The 21,157-nt window shown below is 69.3% G+C and carries 18 protein-coding genes; 7 read left to right on the forward strand and 11 right to left on the reverse strand.

The genetic code is table 11. From position 1 onward, the window contains the following. Positions 1 to 165: 165 nt before the first annotated feature. Positions 166 to 840, reverse strand: coding sequence for a phosphate signaling complex protein PhoU (gene phoU, locus HUG10_RS09015; protein WP_179169257.1), 675 nt, complete (start codon positions 838 to 840; stop codon positions 166 to 168). Positions 841 to 1,000: 160 nt separating this feature from the next. On the opposite strand from phoU, the gene HUG10_RS09020 reads away from it, so the two are divergent. Next, entirely contained in the window at positions 1,001 to 1,201 is a 201-nt protein-coding gene (locus HUG10_RS09020; protein ID WP_179169258.1) for a hypothetical protein, read from the forward strand. 101 nt (positions 1,202 to 1,302) lie between these two features. Here the strand turns inward: HUG10_RS09020 and pstB are convergent, their stop codons facing one another. The 4 genes from pstB to HUG10_RS09040 all read right to left on the reverse strand — a co-directional run bounded on the left by pstB (position 1,303) and on the right by HUG10_RS09040 (position 5,863). Continuing rightward, complete coding sequence (gene pstB / locus HUG10_RS09025) at positions 1,303 to 2,097, reverse strand: phosphate ABC transporter ATP-binding protein PstB (RefSeq protein ID WP_218780695.1); 795 nt, start codon at positions 2,095 to 2,097, stop codon at positions 1,303 to 1,305. 71 nt (positions 2,098 to 2,168) lie between these two features. Further along, positions 2,169 to 3,776 carry a phosphate ABC transporter permease PstA gene (pstA, locus tag HUG10_RS09030; RefSeq protein WP_179169260.1) on the reverse strand — a complete coding sequence of 536 codons (1,608 nt, stop codon included), beginning with the start codon at positions 3,774 to 3,776 and terminating at the stop codon, positions 2,169 to 2,171. Then, positions 3,773 to 4,747: a phosphate ABC transporter permease subunit PstC gene (gene pstC, locus HUG10_RS09035; protein ID WP_179169261.1), complete on the reverse strand. Its 975-nt coding sequence runs from the start codon at positions 4,745 to 4,747 to the stop codon at positions 3,773 to 3,775. The genes pstA and pstC overlap by 4 nt, the downstream gene beginning before the upstream one ends. Positions 4,748 to 4,849: 102 nt before the next feature. Beyond that, positions 4,850 to 5,863: a PstS family phosphate ABC transporter substrate-binding protein gene (locus HUG10_RS09040; RefSeq protein ID WP_179169262.1), complete on the reverse strand. Its 1,014-nt coding sequence runs from the start codon at positions 5,861 to 5,863 to the stop codon at positions 4,850 to 4,852. Between the two features lie 292 nt (positions 5,864 to 6,155). On the opposite strand from HUG10_RS09040, the gene HUG10_RS09045 reads away from it, so the two are divergent. After that, positions 6,156 to 7,169, forward strand: a complete 1,014-nt coding sequence (locus HUG10_RS09045) for a phosphate signaling complex PhoU family protein (RefSeq protein ID WP_179169263.1) — start codon at positions 6,156 to 6,158, stop codon at positions 7,167 to 7,169. A 222-nt stretch (positions 7,170 to 7,391) separates the two neighbouring features. Then, positions 7,392 to 8,756, forward strand: a complete 1,365-nt coding sequence (locus HUG10_RS09050; RefSeq protein ID WP_179169264.1) for an adenylosuccinate synthase — start codon at positions 7,392 to 7,394, stop codon at positions 8,754 to 8,756. A 10-nt stretch (positions 8,757 to 8,766) separates the two neighbouring features. On the opposite strand, the gene HUG10_RS09055 is transcribed toward HUG10_RS09050, so the two are convergent. Further along, on the reverse strand, positions 8,767 to 10,665 hold the full coding sequence (locus tag HUG10_RS09055; protein ID WP_179169265.1) for a molybdopterin biosynthesis protein: 1,899 nt from the start codon (positions 10,663 to 10,665) through the stop codon (positions 8,767 to 8,769). Next, on the reverse strand, positions 10,662 to 11,879 hold the full coding sequence (locus tag HUG10_RS09060) for a molybdopterin molybdotransferase MoeA (RefSeq protein ID WP_179169266.1): 1,218 nt from the start codon (positions 11,877 to 11,879) through the stop codon (positions 10,662 to 10,664). The genes HUG10_RS09055 and HUG10_RS09060 overlap by 4 nt, the downstream gene beginning before the upstream one ends. 369 nt (positions 11,880 to 12,248) lie before the next feature. Between HUG10_RS09060 and HUG10_RS09065 the strand changes: the two genes are divergently transcribed. Both HUG10_RS09065 and HUG10_RS09070 read left to right on the forward strand, forming a co-directional pair. Continuing rightward, positions 12,249 to 12,605 (forward strand): Hsp20/alpha crystallin family protein, encoded by a 357-nt coding sequence (locus HUG10_RS09065; RefSeq protein WP_179169267.1) that lies wholly within the window; start codon positions 12,249 to 12,251, stop codon positions 12,603 to 12,605. A 6-nt stretch (positions 12,606 to 12,611) separates the two neighbouring features. Then, entirely contained in the window at positions 12,612 to 14,408 is a 1,797-nt protein-coding gene (locus HUG10_RS09070) for an ABC1 kinase family protein (RefSeq protein WP_179169268.1), read from the forward strand. 377 nt (positions 14,409 to 14,785) lie between these two features. On the opposite strand, the gene HUG10_RS09075 is transcribed toward HUG10_RS09070, so the two are convergent. The 4 genes from HUG10_RS09075 to HUG10_RS09090 all read right to left on the reverse strand — a co-directional run bounded on the left by HUG10_RS09075 (position 14,786) and on the right by HUG10_RS09090 (position 18,333). Next, on the reverse strand, positions 14,786 to 15,637 hold the full coding sequence (locus HUG10_RS09075; protein ID WP_179169269.1) for a sugar phosphate isomerase/epimerase family protein: 852 nt from the start codon (positions 15,635 to 15,637) through the stop codon (positions 14,786 to 14,788). A 71-nt stretch (positions 15,638 to 15,708) separates the two neighbouring features. Then, complete coding sequence (locus HUG10_RS09080; protein ID WP_179169270.1) at positions 15,709 to 16,653, reverse strand: UbiA family prenyltransferase; 945 nt, start codon at positions 16,651 to 16,653, stop codon at positions 15,709 to 15,711. A 1-nt stretch (position 16,654) separates the two neighbouring features. Further along, positions 16,655 to 17,530 (reverse strand): sugar phosphate isomerase/epimerase family protein, encoded by an 876-nt coding sequence (locus HUG10_RS09085; protein ID WP_179169271.1) that lies wholly within the window; start codon positions 17,528 to 17,530, stop codon positions 16,655 to 16,657. A 2-nt stretch (positions 17,531 to 17,532) separates the two neighbouring features. Continuing rightward, complete coding sequence (locus HUG10_RS09090; RefSeq protein ID WP_179169272.1) at positions 17,533 to 18,333, reverse strand: TatD family hydrolase; 801 nt, start codon at positions 18,331 to 18,333, stop codon at positions 17,533 to 17,535. Between the two features lie 192 nt (positions 18,334 to 18,525). On the opposite strand from HUG10_RS09090, the gene HUG10_RS09095 reads away from it, so the two are divergent. Both HUG10_RS09095 and HUG10_RS09100 read left to right on the forward strand, forming a co-directional pair. Continuing rightward, the gene (locus HUG10_RS09095; RefSeq protein ID WP_179169273.1) at positions 18,526 to 19,740 is read left to right on the forward strand and encodes an inositol-3-phosphate synthase; all 1,215 of its coding nucleotides are present in this window, start codon (positions 18,526 to 18,528) and stop codon (positions 19,738 to 19,740) included. Continuing rightward, positions 19,737 to 21,101: an alkaline phosphatase family protein gene (locus HUG10_RS09100; protein ID WP_179169274.1), complete on the forward strand. Its 1,365-nt coding sequence runs from the start codon at positions 19,737 to 19,739 to the stop codon at positions 21,099 to 21,101. The genes HUG10_RS09095 and HUG10_RS09100 overlap by 4 nt, the downstream gene beginning before the upstream one ends. Positions 21,102 to 21,157 lie beyond the last annotated feature (56 nt).

The following is a 21,157-nucleotide window of genomic DNA, read 5'->3' on the forward strand; positions in this document are numbered from 1 at the left end:
CGCGAGTGAGGGCCGAAGGCCCGAGGTCGCGGCCTTTTGGCATTACGGGAAATCTTCGATTTCCCGTCAGCAGTGGGATTCCGAAGGAATCCCACAGCATGAACGGGTTTTGCGGGGGTTCGACGAGCGAGCGGAGCGAGCGAGGAGGACCTCCACAAAAGAGGTTCAGTAGATGAGCTCGTCGTCGTTCTCCAGCATGTACAGCGTCCGCGCGGCAATGTTGACCGCGTGGTCGCCGACGCGCTCCAGGTCCCGGATGGTGAGCAGGAGGCGCGAGACGTCGGCCATGATCTCCTCGACGTCCTCCTCGGTGTCGACGCCCTCGCGCTGGATGAGGTCGCGGACGACCGCGGAACTCGCCGTCTCGCACATCGCGTCGAGGTCGTCGTCCGACTCGGCCACCGCGTAGCAGGCGTCGGTGTCCTCGTCGGCGTACGCGTTCATCGCGTTCTCGAGCATGTCGAGGGTCATATCGCCGAGGCGCTGGACGTCCACGTCGGGGAACACGTCGTGCTCGGCGTCGAGCGTGTACCCGCCGAGGTTGGTCGCGAGGTCGCCGATCCGTTCGAGGTCGGTGATGATCTTGAACGAGGCGGCGATGAACCGGAGGTCCCCCGCGACTGGCTGCTGGAGCGCCAGCAGGTCGACGCAGTCCTGCTCGAGTTCGAGGTAGATCTGGTTCACCTCGGAGTCCTTCTCGATGACGGTCCGCGCGAGCTCCTCGTCCTTCTGCTCGAGCGCGTCCATCCCCATGCGGAGGCGCTCTGCGACCAGTTCGCTCATGTAGAGCACGTCCTCACGGAGCTCCGCGAGGCGTTCCTGGTACTGTTTCCTGGGCATACCGGAAATGGCATCGGACGGCGGGTAAGCGTTACCCTCGGACACCTCCTTGGGGTACGGAACCCACACGAGCACTCGGGAGCGAACAGTAGTCGGCGGCGGCTGCGGTTCACGTGTTGGTTCTTTGTACCGTCCACCCGACGGTCGGGCGTGGACAGACGTGCGTTCCTCGCGACTCCCTCTTGGTGACGGCCGGATGCGGGAGCGGCGGCGACGCCTCCCCCACCGTCGCGACGAACCTCCGGGGGAAACCGGGACCCTGGCCCGCCACGACGCCCGCGCCGAACGCGACGCCGACGGCATCGACGTGACCGCGCGTGTGCTGGAGGGAACTGGCGTTACGACGGCGGAGGAAACGTGAACCGAGAACGAGCGGAGACGGGACGCGATCGAGACATCGCGTGGACGGAGAATCAGTGACCGATCCGCGGCCGTCCCCGGACTGTGGCCGGACGACGACGGCTACCCGAACTTCCCGGTGATGTAGTCCTCGACGCGGTCGGACTCGGGGTTCTCGAAGATCTCGTTCGTGTTGCCGAACTCCACGAGTTCCCCGCCCGTGAGGAACACCGCGGTCTTGTCCGAGATGCGCGCGGCCTGCTGCATGTTGTGGGTGACGATGACGACCGTGTACTCCTCCGAGAGATCGTCGATGAGGTCCTCGATCTTCGAGGTCGCCACCGGGTCGAGCGCCGACGCCGGCTCGTCCATCAGGATGACCTCCGGGTCGGCCGCGATGGCCCGGGCGATGCAGAGCCGCTGTTGCTGCCCGCCCGAGAGTTCGAGCCCCGACTCGTCGAGCTGGTCGGACACCTCGTCCCACAGCGCCGCCCGCTTCAGCGCCCGCTCGACGCGCTCGTCCAGATTGTCCGTTCGGTCCTGGACGCGCAGGCCGTACGCGACGTTGTCGTAGATGCTCTTGGGGAACGGGTTCGGCTGCTGGAACACCATCCCGATGCGTCGTCGGAGCGCCACCGGGTCGACGTCCTCGTCGTACACGTCCTTGCCGTTGAACAGCAGTTCGCCCTCGACGCGGGCGGCGTCGATGAGGTCGTTCATCCGGTTGATACACCGGAGGAACGTCGACTTCCCGCAGCCCGACGGCCCGATCATCGCCGTCACCTGGTTCTCGGGGATCTCCATCGAGACGTCCCGGATCGCCTGGGTGTCGTTGTACCAGACGTTCAGGTGCCGGCTCTCGATGACCGTCGACTCCGTGACGGGCGTGGACTCCTCGCGCTCGCTGAGTCCGCCCATCCCGGGGTCGGTCTCGATCAGTTGATCGTCCGTTGCCACGCTGGTCGTCGTCGTGTCGTCGTTCATGGTTCTCAGGAGCCCCGCTGGTAGTTGTTCCGCACGTAGATGGCGACCGAGTTGATGGACAGCAGGATGACCATCAGGGTCACCACGCCGGCCGCGAGCACGCCCTCCCGGAACGCCTCGTCCGGGAGGAACGCCCAGCCGTAGATCGTCATCGGCATCGCCGACCCCTTCCCGAACAGCCCCGTCGGCGCGTTGAACACCGTCGTCGGGAGCCCGATGATGATGAGCGGCGCCGTCTCCCCGATGGCCCGCCCGAGCGCGAGGATGGAGCCCGTCAGGATGCCCGGGACCGCCTCGGGGATGACGACCGACTTCACGGTCTGCCATCGTGTCGCGCCCATGCCGTAGGCGGCCTGCCGCTGCGAGTCGGGCACGGAACGGATCGCCTCCTGCGAGGAGATGATGACGATGGGGAGGATGAGGAGCGACAGCGTCATCGCCGCGACGAGGACGATACCGAACCCGAGCCCGATGAGGTTCACGAAGATGCCGAGGCCGAGCAGGCCGTACACGACCGACGGGACCCCCGCGAGGTTCGCGATGTTCACCTGCACGACGTTCGTGGCCATCCCGCCGTACCCCGACTGGGGCGCGTACTCCTCGAGGTACACCGCGCAGCCGACCCCGAAGACGAACGAGAACACCGCGACGAGCGAGATGATGAACACCGAGCCGATGATCGCCGGGTACAGCCCTGCCTGCTCTGCGAACCGCGACGGCGCGCTCGTGAGGAACTGCGCGTCGAGCCACGGCTCCGGGCCAGCGAGGCCGAGGGCCGTGACGACGGCCTGGCCCAGGAGCGCGCCGACGAGCAGGACGACCGGGAACAGCAGCCCGCGACGACCGACCGGTTCGTCCAGGGCGACCTCCGCGGCGTAGGAGGCCACGAGCACGCCGGGCGTGAGCGCGACCACGAAGCCGGCTTCGGGGCCGAGCCCGGACACGGCGGCGAGCCCGAACCCTGCGGCGGTCGCACCCGCCAGGATCCCGAGGCCGACGAGCACGCCGGCGACGGTGCCGGCGCGCGCCCGCCAGCGCAGGCCGAAGTACGACGCGACGGGGACGCCGAGCATCCAGAGCGCGATGAGGACGTCGATCGGGAACGTGTCCACGGGGCCCTTCAGGAGGTACCCCGCCAGGAGGCCGACGACGAGGACGACCAGCGGCACCGGGAATTCGACCCGCGGGTCGTCCGCGACGCGGCCGTAGAGGACGAGAGCGGCGGCGGGGACGACCCCGACCGTATAGAGCAGGAACCAGAACTGGACGTCGGAGACGATGAACAGCACCACGAGCGCGACGGCGAGTTCGGCGCCGCCGATGACCCTGACGACGAGCCGCTCGAGCACGTCCGCGACGCCCGGCGTCCGCGCCGCGTACCAGACGAACCCGATCGCCGGGACGACGAGCGTGAGGAGGAACACGAGGAACCACGCCGGTTCGGCCGGCCCCACGCCCAACGCGTCGGCCGAGACGTAGCCGAGCAGCACCGCGAGCGCGACGATGCCGACGAGCGAGGCGGCGAGCGTCAGGTACTCGAAGGCGACGCCCTTCACCTGGCTGACCGAGCCGAACTCCGTGTCGCGTGACTCGGCGGATTCGGCGGCTGTCATTGGTACTCCTCCCGGTAGCGCCTGACGATCAGTTCGCTGACGACGTTCATGGCGAGCGTGATGACGAACAGGGTGATGCCGATGGCGAACAGCGCGTTGTAGCCGAGCGATCCGCCCGTGATGTCCGAACTCGCGAGCTGGACCATCGCGGAGGTCATCGGCTGTGCCGGTTCGAGGAACACGTCCGCCGGGTGGACGTACGGGATCGAGAGCCCGAGGAGCTCGTCGTAGCGCACCGACGGGAGCCGGGCGTTCGACCCGGCCGCGACGACGACGATCATCGTCTCGCCGATGGCCCGCGAGAGCGCGAGGATGAACGACGACACGATGCCGGAGATCGCCGCGGGCACGACGATGCCGGTCGACACCTCGAACTTCGTCGCCCCGAGCCCGTAGCCGGCCTGGCGGAGCGAGTCCGGCACCGCGTTCATCGCGTCCTCGCTGATGGACGCGACCATCGGCACGATCATGATGCCGACCATCAGCGACGCCGAGAGGACGTTGAACGTCGAGATCGACGGGAACAGCGTCGCCTTGAGGAACGGCGTGAGGTAGACGAGCGCGAGTATACCGTACACGATCGTCGGGACGCCCGCGAGGATCTCGAGCGCGGGCTTGAGGTAGGTTCGAACCCGGTCGCTCGCGTACTCGCTGAGGTAGATCGCCGTGAGAACGCCGATCGGCAGCGCGACGGCGGCCGATGTGATCGTCACGACGATCGTGCCGAACACGAGCGGGAGGACCCCGAACGAGACCGGGTGGATGCCCGGGCTCCAGTTCGTCCCGCCGAGGAACCGGCCCAGCGAGTAGTTCGTGAAGAACCCGACGGCGTCCACGAGGAGCGCGCCGACGATCCCGACGGTGGTGAGGACGGAGACGATCGCGCACAGGAGGAACGCGGCGTGAACGAGCCGTTCGCGCAGCGAACGGGCCTCCGTTCCCCCGGTCAGATCTGCCGGTTCAGCACTCATGGAGCGTGGGTGTGAGCGGCTCGGTGGGCCGGTGCATGGGTGGGTGGTCTGGCGGACGGTGCAAAAAACGACGCGTTCCCGCTCGTCGGTCGCTCGTGCATATCAGGCCTGCTGGATGAACTGGTTGAGCTGGTCGAGCTGTTCCCGCATCTGCTCGTCCGTGTTGGGCACGTAGCCGATGCTCTCGGCGATGAGTTCGCGGTTCGCGCTCTGTCTCACGTAGAAGCGTGCGAACTCGGCGATGTGCTTTTTCGTCATCGAGTCCTGGGCGGCGTAGGTGAACAGCGGGCGCGAGAGCGGCGCGTACTCGCCGCTCTGAGCGGTTTCGAGCGAGGGCTTCACCGGCCCGTCGCCGTTGTCGATGCCGAGCGCCTTCACCCGATCGGTGTTGCCCTGGTAGAACGCGAAGCCGAAGTAGCCGATGGCGTACTGGCTGCCCGAGACGCCCGTGACGATCTGGTTGTCGTCCTCGGTGGCCTGATACGCCTGCGTGTGGGCGCCCTCCTCGCCCACGACGGCCTCCGTGAAGTAGTCGAACGTGCCCGACGTCTCGGCGGCGCCGTAGCGCTCGATGGTCTCGTCGGGGAAGCCGTCCCGGACCTCCGACCAGGTCTCGACCGGGTCGGGCTTCCAGATGCTCCGGAGTTCCTCGACGGTCAGGTGGTCGACGAAGTCGGTCTCGTTGTTGACGATGACCGTCAGCGCGTCGGTGGCGACGTTGATCTTGTGCCACTCGACGCCGTTCTCGCTGCAGTTCCGTTTCTCCTCCTCGGCGATGGAACGGGAGGCGTTGTTGAAGTCGGTCCTGCCCTTGCAGAAGAAGTTCGCGAAGCCGCCGCCCGAACCGGTCGACTGGACGGTGATGTCCACGCCCGCGTGCTTGCGCTGGAACTCCTCTGCGACGGCGCTGGCGATGGGGAACACGGTCGAGGAACCGGCGAGCGAGATGTTCCCCACCAGCCCCTCGCCCTCCGCGCCTCCCGAACCCCCGGGACCGAACGAGTTATCGGGATTATCTTCGCCGGTACAACCCGCGATGCCGACGGTCCCGGCCGCCCCGGCCGCCGCGATGAATCGGCGCCGGGAGAGGCCATCGGGACCGGTCTTGTCGGCCATCACACGAACGAAGCCGAGATATACATAAATACCCTACTATGTCATCTATATATCCCTGGGGAGAGGTCCAGTGACACGGATACGTCGGCCGGTGGTGAGATCCCCGAGTCGCGTCCTGCGTCGTGGTATCGCCCGCTCACGTCGAAATGGTTGAACCTACCGCCCCCACCTGTCGGAGTACGGTCGGCCAGCACGCCGAGTGGAGTCCGGGTTCGGCCGTCGGCCCATACTCCCCGCCCACAATATATAGAATTCCGATAAAGTTATGCTGTAACCGCCGACTACGGAGTACATGGTCGAAACACGGAAGGTGCAGGTGACGGGCGGCTCCACGTACACCGTGTCGATCCCCAAGGACTGGGCGACCGAGAACGACGTGAGCGCCGGCAGCACCGTGGAGTTCTACCCGGAGGAGGACTCGCTGTTCCTCACCCCACAGACGGACGAGGAGCGCACGGAGGGGACGCTCGACATCGCCGACCTCGAGGGCGACGAACTCACGCGGGCGGTGATGACGATGTACGTCTCCGGGTTCGACATCATCGCGCTAGAGACCTCGCGCATCTCGAACGACCAGCGCCGGACCATCCGCGACTCCACCCAGAGCCTCGTCGGCCTCGAGGTGCTGGAGGAGACGCGCGACCGCGTCGTCATCCGCGACCTGCTCGACTCCTCGGAGCTGTCGATCCACAACGCCGTCACCCGGATGCGGCTCATCGCGCTCTCGATGCTGGAGGACGCCGTCGCCGCCCTCGCCGAGGGCGACGAGGACATGGCGAAGGACGTCATCCAGCGCGACGACGACGTGGACCGGCTCCACATGGTCGTCTCCCGCATCTTCCGCTCGACCCTCCGCACCCCGAAGGCCGCCGAGGAGCTGGGGGTCGGCCGCGAGACCTGCTTCGACTACCACGCGAGCGCCCGACAGCTCGAACGGGTCGGCGACCACGCCACGAAGATCGCCCACCTGACGCTCCAGCTCCACGAGGAGGGGGACGTCGAGGTCCCCGCCGAGGTCATCGAGGCCCTCGAGGAACTCGAAGCCGACGCCCGCGACGTGGTCGACCGCGCGATGGACGCGCTGTTCGCCGACGAGAACGCCGAGGCCGCGCGGCTCGCGAACGACGCCCGGGGCTCCGTCCTCGACATCGACGAGCGCGCGCGCAGCATCGACGAACTCCTCCGGGACCAGGAGCCGGCGCGGGCGCAGTTGCTCGGGCTCATCGTGGACTCGGTGTCGCGCTCGGCCGACTACGGCGGGAACATCGCCGAGACCGCGCTCCAGAAGGCGGCGCCGACGCCGTAGACGATCCGAACTGCGGTCGAACACTTCTCGCGCCCCTTCCCCGCGACCACCCCGACCGTTCTACCGACCGCCAGTGCCGCCGACCGTCGCCGACGCACCCTGTTGTCGACGTACCTCGCCACCTTGGGGCCGCAAGCCATTTTATGCTCGTATGTGCATAAGTACGGCCCTCTGAACCCACAGAATAGCCACTAATTTGTACATCGAGTCCGGACTTCCCGTATGACCGTCACCATCGTCGGGTCCCAGCTCGGCGACGAAGGCAAGGGCGGCGCCGTCGACCTGTTCGGCGAGCCCGCCGACGTCGTCGTCCGGTACCAGGGCGGCGACAACGCCGGCCACACAGTCGTGTTCGGGGACAGCGAGTACAAGCTCTCGCTCCTCCCGTCGGGCGTCGTCCGCGGGACCGTCGGCGTACTCGGCAACGGCTGCGTCGTCAACCCGGAGACGCTGTTCGACGAACTGGACGCGCTTCGCGAGCGCGGGCTCGACCCCGACGTCCGCGTCGCCGAACGCGCGCACGTCATCCTCCCGTACCACCGTCGGCTCGACGGCATCGAGGAGGAGGCCCGTGACGACGACGCGGTGGGCACGACCGGTCGCGGCATCGGCCCGGCCTACGAGGACAAGGCGGGCCGACGCGGCGTCCGCGTCGGCGACCTCCTCGACCCCGACGTGCTTCGCGACCGGCTGGAGTACGTCGTCCCCTGGAATCGGGCCCTCGTCGAGGACGTGTTCGGCCTCGAGGCGGGTGAAGAGTGCGACGTCGACCACCTCCACGACGTCTACGGCGGCTACGGCGAGCGACTCCGGGAGGAGAACGCGACCGTCGACTGCGGCACCTACCTCCAGCGACGGATCGACGCCGGCGACGAGGTGATGCTCGAGGGCGCGCAGGGGACGCTGATCGACGTCGACCACGGCACCTACCCCTACGTCACCTCCTCGAACCCGACGGTCGGCGCAGCCTGCACGGGAAGCGGACTCGGTCCCGGCGTCGTCGGCCGGGGCGAGGTCGTCGGCGTCGTGAAGGCGTACCTCACGCGCGTCGGGAACGGCCCGATGCCGACCGAACTCGGCGGGGTCGAGGGGCAGACGCCCGGCTACGCCGACGGTTCGGACGTCGACGAGGCGGAGGAGGAGGTCGCGACGTACATCCGCGACGAGGGCGGCGAGTACGGCACCGTCACCGGCCGACCGCGCCGCGTCGGGTGGCTCGACGTGCCGATGCTCCGGCACGCCGCCCGCGCGAACGGTTTCACCGGCATCGTGGTCGGCCACGTCGACGTGCTCGCCGGCCTCGACGAGGTGCTCGTGGGCCACAGCTACGACGTCGAGGGCGAGGAGTCGACGACCGTCCCGACGACGGCCGCCGGTTGGGACCGCTGTACGGTCGACTACCGGCGATTCGACGGCTGGCCCGACGTCGACTGGGACACCGTCGCCCGCGAGGGCTACGAGGCGATTCCCGGGAACGCCCGCACCTACCTCGAGTACGTCTCGGCGGAACTCGACGCGCCGATCTACGCCGTGGGCGTCGGACCCGGACGGGAGGACACCGTCGTCCTGGAGGACCCGTCCGAGTGACGCCGAAGGCCTACGTCGCGCCGTAGCCGGCCAGCCCCTCGAGCACGTCGTCCAGTTCGCCGACCCGCTCGCGGAGTTCCGCCACCCCGGGCTTCCCGACGCGGTCCGGGTTCGCGCGAACCCGGACCTCCTGCTCCCCGAGCGGGACGAACCCCGTCCCGAGTTTCTCCGCGGTCGCGCGCAGGCCCAGTCCCGCGTCCGCGTCGCCCGCGAGCACCCGACGGGCGGGCGACTCGTGGGCGCGGACGGAGCGGTCGAAGCCGTCGATGGACTCGACCAGTTCGCGGCGCTCGACGCCGCGTTCGGCCGCCAGGTCGGCGACGACCTCTCCCAGACTCGTGCGGAGCCCCGAGTTCGCGTCCCGGTTGACGAACCGGAGGTCGCGGTCGACGAGGTCCGCGACCCCCTCGATCCCCTCGGGGTCGTCCGCGGGGACGACGAGGCCCCACTCGCGCGTCCAGCCGCCGAGGTCCACGGCGTCCACCTCCCGCGCTGCCGACCCCGCCGTCACGGCGAAGTCGGGCACGCCGTCGCGGAGCCGTCGAAGCCCCTCCCGGCTCCCGACCGGGAGGTAGCGCGGGCGCTCCAGCCGGTCGAGCAGGCGCGAGAGCGCCGGGTCGTCCTCGCCGGCGCCGAACGCCGACGGCGGCCTGACCTCCGGGGAGAACAGCTGTACCTCCACCCGCTCGCCCTCCGCGAGGTAGTCCGTGTCGGGACCGACGACGACGACGCCGTCGGCCTCCACGAGGCTCGTCGTCGCGCCCGACCCCTTGTCGACCGGGTAAACGAGCGTGTTTCTCTCGGCGTCGTCCACCAGCCCGGCGGGCATCAGCCGCATCCGTCCCTCCGCGTATCGCTCGCGGACGGCCATGTTCCCCTCGACGGTCGCGGTCCGCGGCTCTGGCTTCCCGGCCGCCTCGCGGATCGCGGGCGCGACGAACGTCCGGAAGATGGTGAGCGCCGACACCGGGTAGCCCGGGAGGCCGACGTAGGCCGACTCCCCGACCCGGCCGACGAGCATCGGCTTGCCGGGCTTCACCGCGACGCCGTGGAGGAGCAGGTCGCCGCGCTCCTCGATGACGCGGTAGATGACGTCCACCGCCGAGGCGGATGTCGAGCCCGAGGAGAGCACCAGGTCGCACTCCTCGCTGGCCTCGACGAGCAGGCGCTCCATCTCGTCGTAGTCGTCGCCCGCGTGGGGGTAGAGGCGCGCCTCGCCGCCCGCCTCCTCGACGCCGGCCGCGACGGTGTAGCTGTTCACGTCGTATATCTGCCCGCGCTCGCTATGCAGGTCCTCGCCGGGACGGACGAGTTCGTCGCCGGTGGAGATGACGCCCACCGTCGGCCTCCCCCGGACGGGGACCTCGTCGGCCCCGAGCGCCGAGAGCAGGCCGATCTCGCGGGGCGTCAGTTCGGTCCCCGGGCCGAGCGCCCGCGCGCCGGCGGCGATGTCCGCGCCCGCGAACATCACGTGGTCGCCCGGGGCGACGGAGGTGCGGATCTCGACGACGTCGCCCGACTGGCTCGTCCGCTCGACCATCACCACGGCGTCGGCGCCGTCGGGCATCACCGCGCCCGTGGAGATCTCCGCGCACGTCCCCGGTTCGACCGCGAGTTCGGGTTCGACCCCGGCGTGGACCTCCCCGACGAGTTCGAGCGTCGCGGGGTCGGCCTCGTCGGCGCCGAAGGTGTCCCGCGCCCGGACCGCGTAGCCGTCCATCGACGCCCGGTCGAACCCCGGCACGTCGAGTGCGGCGTCGATCCGTTCGGCGAGCACACGTCCCCGCGCTTCTGCGAGCGGGACGCGCTCGGGTTCCGGTTCGAGGTCAAGCGACGCGATTGCCTCGCGGGCCGCGTCGGGGGTGGCGAGGTCGCGGAACTCCTTGCGCTCCGGGCCGTCGTCGCTCATTCGTCCACCTCCCACAGCTCCACGTCGATCGTCTCGCCGGCGTCGATCCCCTCCCGGGATTCGGGCACCACCGCCCAACCGTCGGCGAGCGCGACCGACGAGAGCACGCCCGACCCGGACGCGCGGGTCGGCTCGGCTGCGAGTCCGTCCTTCCCCTCCGCGAGTCGAACCCGCGCGAACGTCCGGGTCCCCGGCTCCGAGGAGAGCTTCCGCGTCAGCGTCGCCCGGCGGGTCGGGTGCGGGTCGGCGGGGAGCCCGCCGATCTCCTTCAGCACGGGTCGGAGGAACTGGACCGCGTTGACGATGCAGGCGACCGGGTAGCCGGGGAGCATCAGGACCGGCGTCCCCTCCGCGACCCCGAGCGCGACCGGGTGGCCGGGCTTGAGGGCGACGCCGTGGACCAGCACCTCGCCGAGGTCAGCGACGACCTCCGGGACGAGGTCCCGTTCGCCGACCGAGGAGCCGCCGGTGGTGACGACGACGTCGTGGTCGAGGTCGCGCTCGATCGCAGCGGCGAGGGCATCCTCGTCGTCCGTGACGATCTCCCGGTACGTCGCGTCCGCGCCCCAGCGCTCGGCCAGCCGGGAGACCGTCAGGCCGTTCGTCTCGATGACCTCGCCGGGGTCGGGGTCGGCCTGCACCAGCTCCTCGCCGGTCGGAACGACGGAGACGCGGGGGCGCTCGAACACCTCCACGTCGGCCAGGCCGACGGACTTCAGCAGCCCCAGGTCCGAGGGGCGGAGCCGGTGTGGCGGCTCGTACAGCGTATGTCCCTGGGCGACGTCCTCGCCGGTCGGGCCGACGTTCTCGCCCTCGGCGACGGCGTCGAACACCTCCACCTCGCGCCCCAGGTCCTCGGTCTCCTCGACCATGACGACGGCGTCGGCGCCCGCGGGGAGTTCGCTCCCGGTGTGGACCCGGACCGCCTCCTCCGGTCCGACCTCGTCTTCGCCGGCGAACAGGACGGCCGGCGAGCGGCCGGACGCGCCGAAGGTGTCGGCCGCTCGGACGGCGTAGCCGTCCATCGCGGCGCGGTCGTACCCCGGCACCGGGTTCGGCGCCGTCAGCGGCCCGGCGACGGCGCGCCCGTCGGCCTCGACGAGGGGGATCCGCTCCGTCCGGCCGTGACGCGAGGCGTGCGTGAGCAGGCGCTCGCGGGCGTCCGCAACCCGAGTCCGGTCCTTGAACCCGGCGCTCGTGCGATCGTGACTCATAGGTCGGGGTTGGTGTCGTGTCGTTGTAAAAGGCTCACTCGTCAGTAGCTGGGCGGAGCGTCGACCGGTGCTCAGCAAAGGGGAGCAAGATAGCGACGACCGCGAAAGCCCCCGGGACTCTGGACTCGGGGGGCACAACTCTGCGGTCCTCGGCTCGCTCACTCCGTTCGCTCGCCTGTGGTGCTTGAGGCGCCCGCCTTCGTCCAGAGCCGTGGGGGCTTTCCAGGCTGTCCCAGTGCCAAAGTAAACCGGAGCGAGTACGGCCACGAGTGCATCAACCCACCCACGAACACGAAACACCCCGAATCCCCACCGTCGAACCGGTAATCGACCGCGGCGCTTTTAGACGACCCACACATACGCAGAGGCATGTCGACACTGCGCGAGGCGCTCCGGGAACTCCCTGCTGCGGTGTTCGCCGACCTGCTGGAGAGCGACGACGAGTACCTCCTCGTGATCGACCTCCCCGGCGCCACCGCCGAGACGACCGAGGTGACCTTCGAGGGTGGCCGCCTCGACGTCGAGGCACGGCGCGAGAAGGACGTGCCCGCCGACTTCGAGTACGTCGAGGAGGAACGGCGCCTCTTCCTCGACGCCGACCTCCCGCTCCCGCCGGACGCGACCGACGAGGAGGCGAACGCGTCGATGGACAGGGGGGTCCTGGAGGTCCGCCTGCCCAAGCGGACCGCCACCGCGGACCGAACCATCCCCGTCACGGACGCGTAGGGCGGGGTGGTCACGCTGGTCTCTCCCCGCGCCTACTGGCGGTTCCCGCTCGTGGTGTACCGCTTTCTCCCGCTCATCGTCGCCTACGCCCGCGACCGCCGACGCTTCCTCCTGTTCGGGCCGTCCCGGTCCGTCTCGCCCGCCGTCCGTCGCGAGCGGGCGTCGGTGCTGCTCGACACGCTGTTGACGCTCGGGCCGACGTTCATCAAACTCGGGCAGATCCTCTCCACCCGGCCGGACGTCCTCCCGCCCGAGTACATCGACGTGCTGTCCACGCTCCAGGACGACGTGCCGCCGGCACCCTGGCCCGAGTCCCGGGAGGTGCTGGAGGCGGAACTCGGCCCCGTCGAGGAGGTGTTCGACGAGTTCGACGTCGACCCCATCTCGGGGGCGAGCCTCGGGCAGGTGTACGTCGCCACCTACGAGGGCCAGCGCGTGGCGGTGAAGGTTCGCCGACCGGGGATCGAGGACCTGGTGAACGCCGACCTCCGGGTCATCAAGTGGTCGCTCCCGGTGCTCTCGCGGTTCGTCGGGCAGGGCCAGGCGTTCTCGCTCGAGAACCTCGCGGAGGAGTTCGACCGCACCATCACCCAGGAGATGGACTACGAGCGGGAGCGCGCGATGCTCGAGCAGATCCGCGACAACTTCGCGGACGAGGACCGCATCGTCATCCCCCACACGGTCGGTGCCGCCTCCGGCCCGCGGGTGCTCACGATGGAGTACCGCCCGGGGACGAAGATCAGCGACACGGCCGCCCTCGACCGGGCGGGCATCGACCGGACGGAGCTCGCGCGGACGCTCCAGGAGGCGTATCTCAAGATGATCATCGACGACGGCACCTTCCACGCGGACCCCCACCCGGGGAACCTCTCGGTCACCGACGACGGCCGGATCATCTTCTACGACTTCGGCATGTCGGGCCACGTCGACCCGTTCGTCCAGGACCGAATCGTCGACTTCTACGTCTCGATCGCGAACCAGGACATCGACGGCATCCTGGACGCGCTCGTGGCGATGGGGACGCTCTCGCCGGAGGCCGACCGGGCCGTGATGGCGGACGTGATGGAGCTCGCCATCGCCGACGTGCGCGGCGAGGACATCGAGCAGTACCGGGTCCAGCAGGTGATCGAACAGGTCGAATCCACCATCTACGACTTCCCGCTCCGACTCCCGCAGAACATGGCGCTCGTCCTCCGCGTCGCGACCGTCGTAGAGGGGGTGTGTGTCACCCTCGACCCGAACTTCGACTTCATCGAGGTGGCGACCGACTACCTCCGGGAGGAGGGCTACCTGGAGGAGACCGCGGAACGGCTCGTTCGCGACGCGGCCCGACAGACCCGCGACACCGCGGAGGCTATCTTCACCGTCCCGCCGAAACTCGACTCCGTCCTCGACTCGGTCCAGCGCGAGGACCTGACGGTGAACGTCACCCTGACCGACGAGAGCCGCATCATCGACAGGCTCGCCAAGCGGCTCGCCTACTCCATCCTGACCGCAGTCGGCCTCCTGTCGGCGTCCATCGTCTACTCGTTCGGCGACACGGACGTCGAGATGTACCTCGCTGTCGCCATCGTCGTCCTGACGCTCCCGATGGCGTTCTTCCTCTACCGCTCGTTCCGCACGAAGCGACGCGGCATCCAGGCCAGCCCGCAGTTCACCCGACAGAGCATGCGCGAGCGGCAGCGGACGAGCGGCGCGGAGGGTGCCGACGTGAGCGGGGGTGACGGTGCGATGATCCCCGGGGCGACGACGCGGACCGGCGTCGCCGAGAGCGAGGACGGGAGCGACGTGCGTCGGAAGTAGGGACGAACCGGACGGACTATCACGACGGACACGTCCCGCAGTGCGTGTCCGAACCGAGTACCGGTACACCAACGATCGGAAACGGAAGTCGATCTCGGCCCTGCACGGCTGCCCGTGGTGAGCTCGATCGATCCTGCGACCCTGCCGGCCGCTGGTTCGTGGGCTGTCCCCCCGTCGCAAGTAGTGGGACTCGATGTCGTTCGTCCGGACTGTCGGCGTGGCCATCCGTAGAACACGGAGGGCACGAGTCTCCCTGCTCCCGATCCGATGGAAAGTGCTGCTCCTGCCAGTCCCGGCATCGCACTAGAGTTAGGGCAGTGGCGTTGTCGGACGCGTGGGACTTCAGCCGGAGTCCACGCGGAGTCGAGGACGCGTTATCAGTCGACGTACCGTTCGAGGACCTCGCGGGACCGCTCGGCCGCCCGGTCCGGTTCGTCCGGGTACGTGTACAGTTCGAGGGTGGCGAACCCGTCGTAGCCGACGTCGTCGAGCGCGTCGAATATCGCCCCGAAGTCGAGGTCACCCTCCCCGGGGATGCGGTGGTAGTGTTTGCCCCGCCGCCCCCCGACGATGTCCTCGAGGTGGACGCCCGTGATGTGGCCGGCACACCGGCGGACCGCCTCCGCGGGGTCCTCGCCGTACACCGCCGCGTGGCCGACGTCGAGGTTGACGCCGAGCGAGTCGCGTCCGACGTCGTCGATGAGTTCCAGCACCTCGTCGGTGCACTCGACCAGCAGTTCGGGTTCGTACTCGATGCCCACGTCGACGCCCTCGGACTCGGCGTAGTCGAGGATCTCGTCGAGCGACTCCCGCAGGTACTCGTGGGCGCGCTCGGGTGGGGTGCCCGGCAACGGTCGACCGGTCGCGACGCAGACGGCCGGCGCCCCGACTGCCGACGCGAGGTCGATGGCCCTCTTCGTGTACTCGACCCGCCAGACCCGGTCGTCCTCGTCCCCGGTGACGATGGTGGGGTCGAAGAACGACGACGGCGGCGCGTCGTCGTAGTAGCCGGTCGCCGTGTTCGCGTTGACGTTCGAGACCGACAGTCCCGTCTCGTCGAGCGCCTCGCGCACGTCCGCGAGGTCGTCGTCGCCGAACCAGGGGAAGAACGCGTGTGGCTCGTCGCCGAGCAGTTCGACGCCGTCGTAGCCGTGGCGTCCGATCCGCCGGACGGCCTCCGGGAGGTCGAATCGGGTGTAGGCGTTCGTCGAGAAGGCGAGTTTAACCATGGTACACGGTCTTAGCCGGGGGTTCAAATCGTTTCTCCCGACGCCCGGAAGATCGCCCGCATCGGAATGGTTCACGTCACGTCGAACACGCCGGAGAGCACGACCGCCGGGACGAGGAACGCCAGCACCGCGAGCGCCCACGCAGATCCCGCGATCGCGGCGAACGCCGCGTCCAGCACGACCAGCCCCAGCACGCACGTCCCGACGGCGGGTCCGATGGTCCCCGGCGACGGGTCGGCGTACGCCGCCCGAAGCGCCCGGCCGGTCCACGCGACGAAGCCGACGAGAAGCGCTCCCGAGAGCGCGACGTCGACCAGCGGGGGGGAGCGCAGGAAGAGGAGGCCGACGAGTCCGAGAACGGCGACGGCCACCCCGGCCACTCCAGTCGACACCGCACCCCGGTCCGCGTCGCCGGTCTCGCTCTCGGCCATGGACGTGACCCCGGCGATGTAGAGGAGGACGATCGCGGGTACGGCGAGCGTCCACGATGGAAGCTCCGTCGGACGGACGGCCGCCGTCGTTCCCAGCAGGACGTTCAGCCCCCTGCACGCGCCCATGGTCAGGAAGCCGAGCGTCGACCCCTTGAACGCGCCGTCGTAGAGCAGCACGGCGAGGGCGACACCGCCGGCGACGAGGCCGGCGGTCGCGCCGCCGGCGACCGCGGCGACCGCGACGCCGCCGGCCAGCAGGCTCCCGCCGAACACGACCGCCGCCGGTCGGGAGACGTCGCCGGAGGGGATTGGTCGCTCCCGGCGCTCGCGGGCGTCCTCCGGCGCGTCGAAGTAGTCGTTCAGCGTCGTCCCCGCGCCGTACAGCAGCACCGAGGCGGCCGCCAGACCGGCGACGGTCCCGACCGAGACGGCGTGGCCGGCCGCGACGACGAGCGCGACGCCGAGCAGGACGTCCGGCGGGGCGGTGAAGAGGTTGGGGAGTCGAACCAGCGTGGCGTACGCGGCGAGCGGACGCCGGCTGTTCCCGTCCGCGTCCACCTCGTGGTGTTCGGACGGGACCGTCATGTCAGGCCCAACCGTGCTCCCGCAGGTACCGCATCGCGTCGTGTGCGGTCTCCTCGGCGGTCTCCCCGTACGGGTACAGTTCGACGGTGACGAAGCCGTCGTAGCCGCTCCCCTCGACGGTGCTCAGGAAGCCGTCGATGTCCATCGCGCCCTCGCCGAGCTGGGTGTGCTCGTGTCGCCGGTCCGCGGGAATGTCCTCGATGTGGTAGTGGCTCGTGTACTCTGCCAGTTCGTCGACAAGTTCGGCGGGGTCCTCGCCGACCGAGAAAAAGTGCCCCGCGTCGAAGTTGCAGCCGACGCTGTCGGAGTCGACCCGGTCCATCAGGTCGAGGAAGTCGTCGGAGGTCTCGATCAGGAGTTCCGGCTCGGGCTCCACGAGCACGTCGACGCCGACCTCCTCGGCGGTCGGCGCGACCGCCTCCAGCCCCTCGACGAACTCGTCCAGCGCCTCGTCGTCGGACTTCCGCTTCGGCACCGGTCCGCCGGGCGGGACGGAGATGTGGGGGGCGCCGAGCGCGGCCGCCGTCTCCAGGGCGTCCTTCGTGTGCTCGACCCGCTTCCGGCGGTCGTCCGCGTCGAGTTCGACGAACGACGGGTGGTGGAATGCCTCCGTGTCGCGGCTGAACTCCGCCTCCTCGCTCTCGGCGCTCGGCTCGATCGCGCTGAGCATGAACGCGTTGCAGTTGCACACCTCGAGGCCGTGTTCCTCGAGCAGGCCCACGACGCGCTCGACCTCGTCCTCGTCGGCCGTCCCCGGGTACAGGTGCGGGTCGTCGAGGAGGATCTCGATCCCGTCGTAGCCGGCGTCGCCGAGCACCTCGACGGTGCTGTCCAGGTCGTAGTCGCGGAACGCGTTGGTGGAGAACCCGAACCGCATGGTCAGGGTTCGTACTCGAAGTTCGGCGACTGGCTGAAGAACTCGTACGGGTTCTCGAACACGACCTTCCGCACCTCCTCGCGGTCCCAACCCCGGTCGAGCATCTCGTCGCGGGCCTTCGGCACCGCCAGTGGATCGGAGGGGTCCCAGTCGGCGGCGCTGTTGAACAGCATCCCGTCGGTGCCGTACTCCTCCAGCAGGTCGATGGCCGCCGAGGCCTCGATCTTCCCGGGGTAGAGCGTGAACCCGACCCAGCAATCGGTCCCGACGGCCGTGTCGATGGTGTTCTCGGTGTTGTGGTCGATGACGATGCGCTCCTGGGTCACGCCCTCGTCCTCGATCATCTCGACGATTCGCTCGGTCCCCTGCGGTTTGTTCGTGTGCGGCGTGTGGACGATGACCGGGAGTTCGCGCTCCTCGGCCATCCGAAGCTGGCGGCGGAAGGCGTCGCGTTCCTCCTGCGTGTCCTGGTCGAGCCCGATCTCGCCGACGCCGACGACGTTCTCGCGGTCGAGGTACTCGGGGAGGCGGTCCATCACCGCCTCGGCCATCTCGGGGTAGTTCGCCTCCTTCGGCTCGAGCCCGATGGTGACGTAGTGGTCGACGCCGGCGGCCCGCTCGGCGCGCTCGGTCTCGAAGTCGATGATCTGCTCGAAGTAGTCGAAGAACGAGCCGGGGTGCTGTTTGTCCGTCCCGCTCCAGAACGCCGGCTCGATACAGCACTCGATGCCGGCCCGACGGGCCCGCTCGTAGTCGTCGCTCGAGCGGGACACCATGTGCATGTGGGGGTCGATAACTCGCATTACAGGTCGGGCGAACCGCCAGGTGTGCTTCAGTATACACCGGCTATCCATCGGGAGCGCATCGGGTAGGATTCATCTAACTGGGATAGGGCCGACTGTTCGTCCAGTAAGCGAATTCGACGAGTACGAAGTGGACCGTCGACGACCGGTAGCAGCGTTATAACAATCCGACTAACTTGGCAGTGGGGCTACATGGAACGAACTGGTGTGTGGCTCGTCGGCGCGTACGGCAACGTGGCGACCACGGCGATCGTCGGCGCGCGCGCGATCGCTCACGACGTCGCGAACACGACCGGCATGGTGACGGCTCGACCGCCGTGTACCCGACTGGACCTCCCCGACCTCCGCGACATGGTGTTCGGCGGTCACGACGTGCGCGACACGTCCCTCCTCGAGACGGCCAGGCGGCTCTCGGCCGGTGGTGTTCCCACGGCCGACGTCGTCGAAACGGTCGCCGACGACCTCGCGGAGATCGACGAGAACGTCCGGGTCGGAACCGCGGTCAACTGCGGACGGGCGGTGACGGACCTCGCGGACGAGACGCTGGACGCTCCGGACGTCGGGGACGTCGTCGGACAGATCCGCGACGACTACCGGTCCTTCGCAGACGAACACGACCTCGACAGGGTGGTCGTCGTCAACGTCGCCTCGACGGAACCGGGCGTCGCCGACCCCGACCGGTACGACACCCTCGATGCGTTCGAGCGGGCCGTCGAGGCGAACGACCGCGACCTGCCGGCCAGTTCACTCTACGCCTACGCCGCGCTCGTCGAGGGACACCCGTACGTGAACTTCACACCCAGCACTGGAGCGGCGCTGGGCGGCCTGCGCGAACTCGCCGAGCGCGAGAACCTCCCCAACGTGGGACGGGACGCGAAGACCGGCGAGACGCTGCTCAAGTCCACGCTCGCACCGATGTTCGCCGCCCGGAACCTCCGGGTGCGCTCCTGGGAGGGTCACAACATCCTCGGCAACGACGACGGCCTCGTGCTGGAGAACGACGCCAACAAGGCCGGCAAACTGGCGAGCAAGGGCGACGTGCTGGAGGGGATCCTGCCGGACATCGAGCACAACCGGGTGCGAATCGACTACGCGCCGCCGCTGGGCGATTGGAAAACGGCGTGGGACGACATCCGGTTCGACGGGTTCCTCGACACGCGAATGAAACTCCAGTTCACCTGGGAGGGCTCGGACTCGGCGCTGGCGGCGCCGCTCGTGCTGGACCTCGTCCGGCTGGTCGCCCACGCCGACGAGTACGACGAGGGCGGCCTCCAGCCGCAGCTGGCGTCGTTCTTCAAGGCTCCCCTCGGCGTCGACGACCACGACTTCGCACACCAGTTCGACCTGCTCGAACGGTACGTGGACCGCCACGCCGGCGAGGGCGACGACGGTCGGGTTCGGCGATGACCGGGTCGCCCGCCGGCCGAGTAGTCGTCCTCGACGTGGTCGGGCTCCAGCCGGACCACGTGACGGCCGACCTCGCTCCCGAACTCGCCTCCCTGTTCGGCGGCACGACCGCACTACGCCCGGCGTTCCCCGCGCTGACGGTCCCGGCGCAGACGACGCTCGCCACGGGACAGTCGCCGGGTGAGCACGGCGACGTCGCCAGCGGCGAGTACGACCGGGCCACCGACGAGGTCGCGTTCTGGGAGCGCGACCGCGACGGCCGGAACCGGCTCTGGGAGACGGCCCGGGAGGCCGGAACGACGACGGGTGCGCTCTTCTTCCAGCACCTCATCGGCACCGACGCCGACGTGGCCGTGACGCCGTCGCCCATCGAGGACGAGGACAACAACATGCTGGAGATGGACTGCTGGAGCAACCCGGACGGGTTCTACGACGACCTCAGGGAGGAGTTCGGTCACTTCCCCCTGCACAACTACTGGGGGCCGGCGGCCGGCGAGGCGAGCAGCGAGTGGATCCTCGACGCGGCGGCGACGGCGGTCGACCGGTTCGACCCGGACCTCCTCTGGGTGTACGTCCCGCACCTCGACTACGCCGGACTCCGACACGGCCCCGGCGAGGAACTGCGCTCGGCCGTCGGCGAGGTCGACCGACTCGTCGGCGAGTTCCTCGACGCGCTGCGGGCGGACGACCGGTGGGACGAGACGGTCGTGAACCTCGTCAGCGAGTACGGCTTCCACGACGTCGAGACGCCCGTGTTCCCCAACCGCGCCCTCCGCGAGGCGGGGCTGCTCTCGGTCACGGACGACGGGGAGGGCGGCGAGGAGGTCGACCTGGTCGACTCCGACGCCTTCGCGATGGTCGACCACCAGGTCGCCCACGTCTACCTCGACGACGGCGTCGACGAAGCGCGGGAGGCCCTCCGGGGGCTCGATGGCGTCGACGAGGTCCTCGACGAGGATGGGAAGGCCGAACGCGGCGTCGACCACCCGAACGCTGGCGACCTCGTGCTCGTCGCCGAACCGACCGCGTGGTTCCAGTACTACTGGTGGTTCGACCGCGGGGACGCGCCGTACTACGCGACCGACATGGACATCCACGCCAAACCGGGCTTCGACCCCTGCGAACTGTTCTTCGGCGACGAGGGGCTGGCCTCCCTCGACCCGACGAAGGTCGGCGGCTCCCACGGGCGCGTCGACGACGAGGCGTTGGGCGTCTACGGGCTCGGCGGCCCGGCGGCGCCAGACGGCCCGACCGACGACGACGCAGTCGACGCCCGGTCGGTCGCGCCGACGATCGCTTCGCTTCTGGGAATCTCGGACGAGGTCGCGACCTCGTCCGACTACCCCTCGCTGCTGGAGTGACGACGGCGATCGCACCCCCGGGGGGTCTTCCGTCCCCGTTCGGGGCTGCGAGATTC

It is taken from the genome of Halorarum halophilum (assembly GCF_013401515.1).
Lineage (GTDB): Archaea > Halobacteriota > Halobacteria > Halobacteriales > Haloferacaceae > Halorarum > Halorarum halophilum.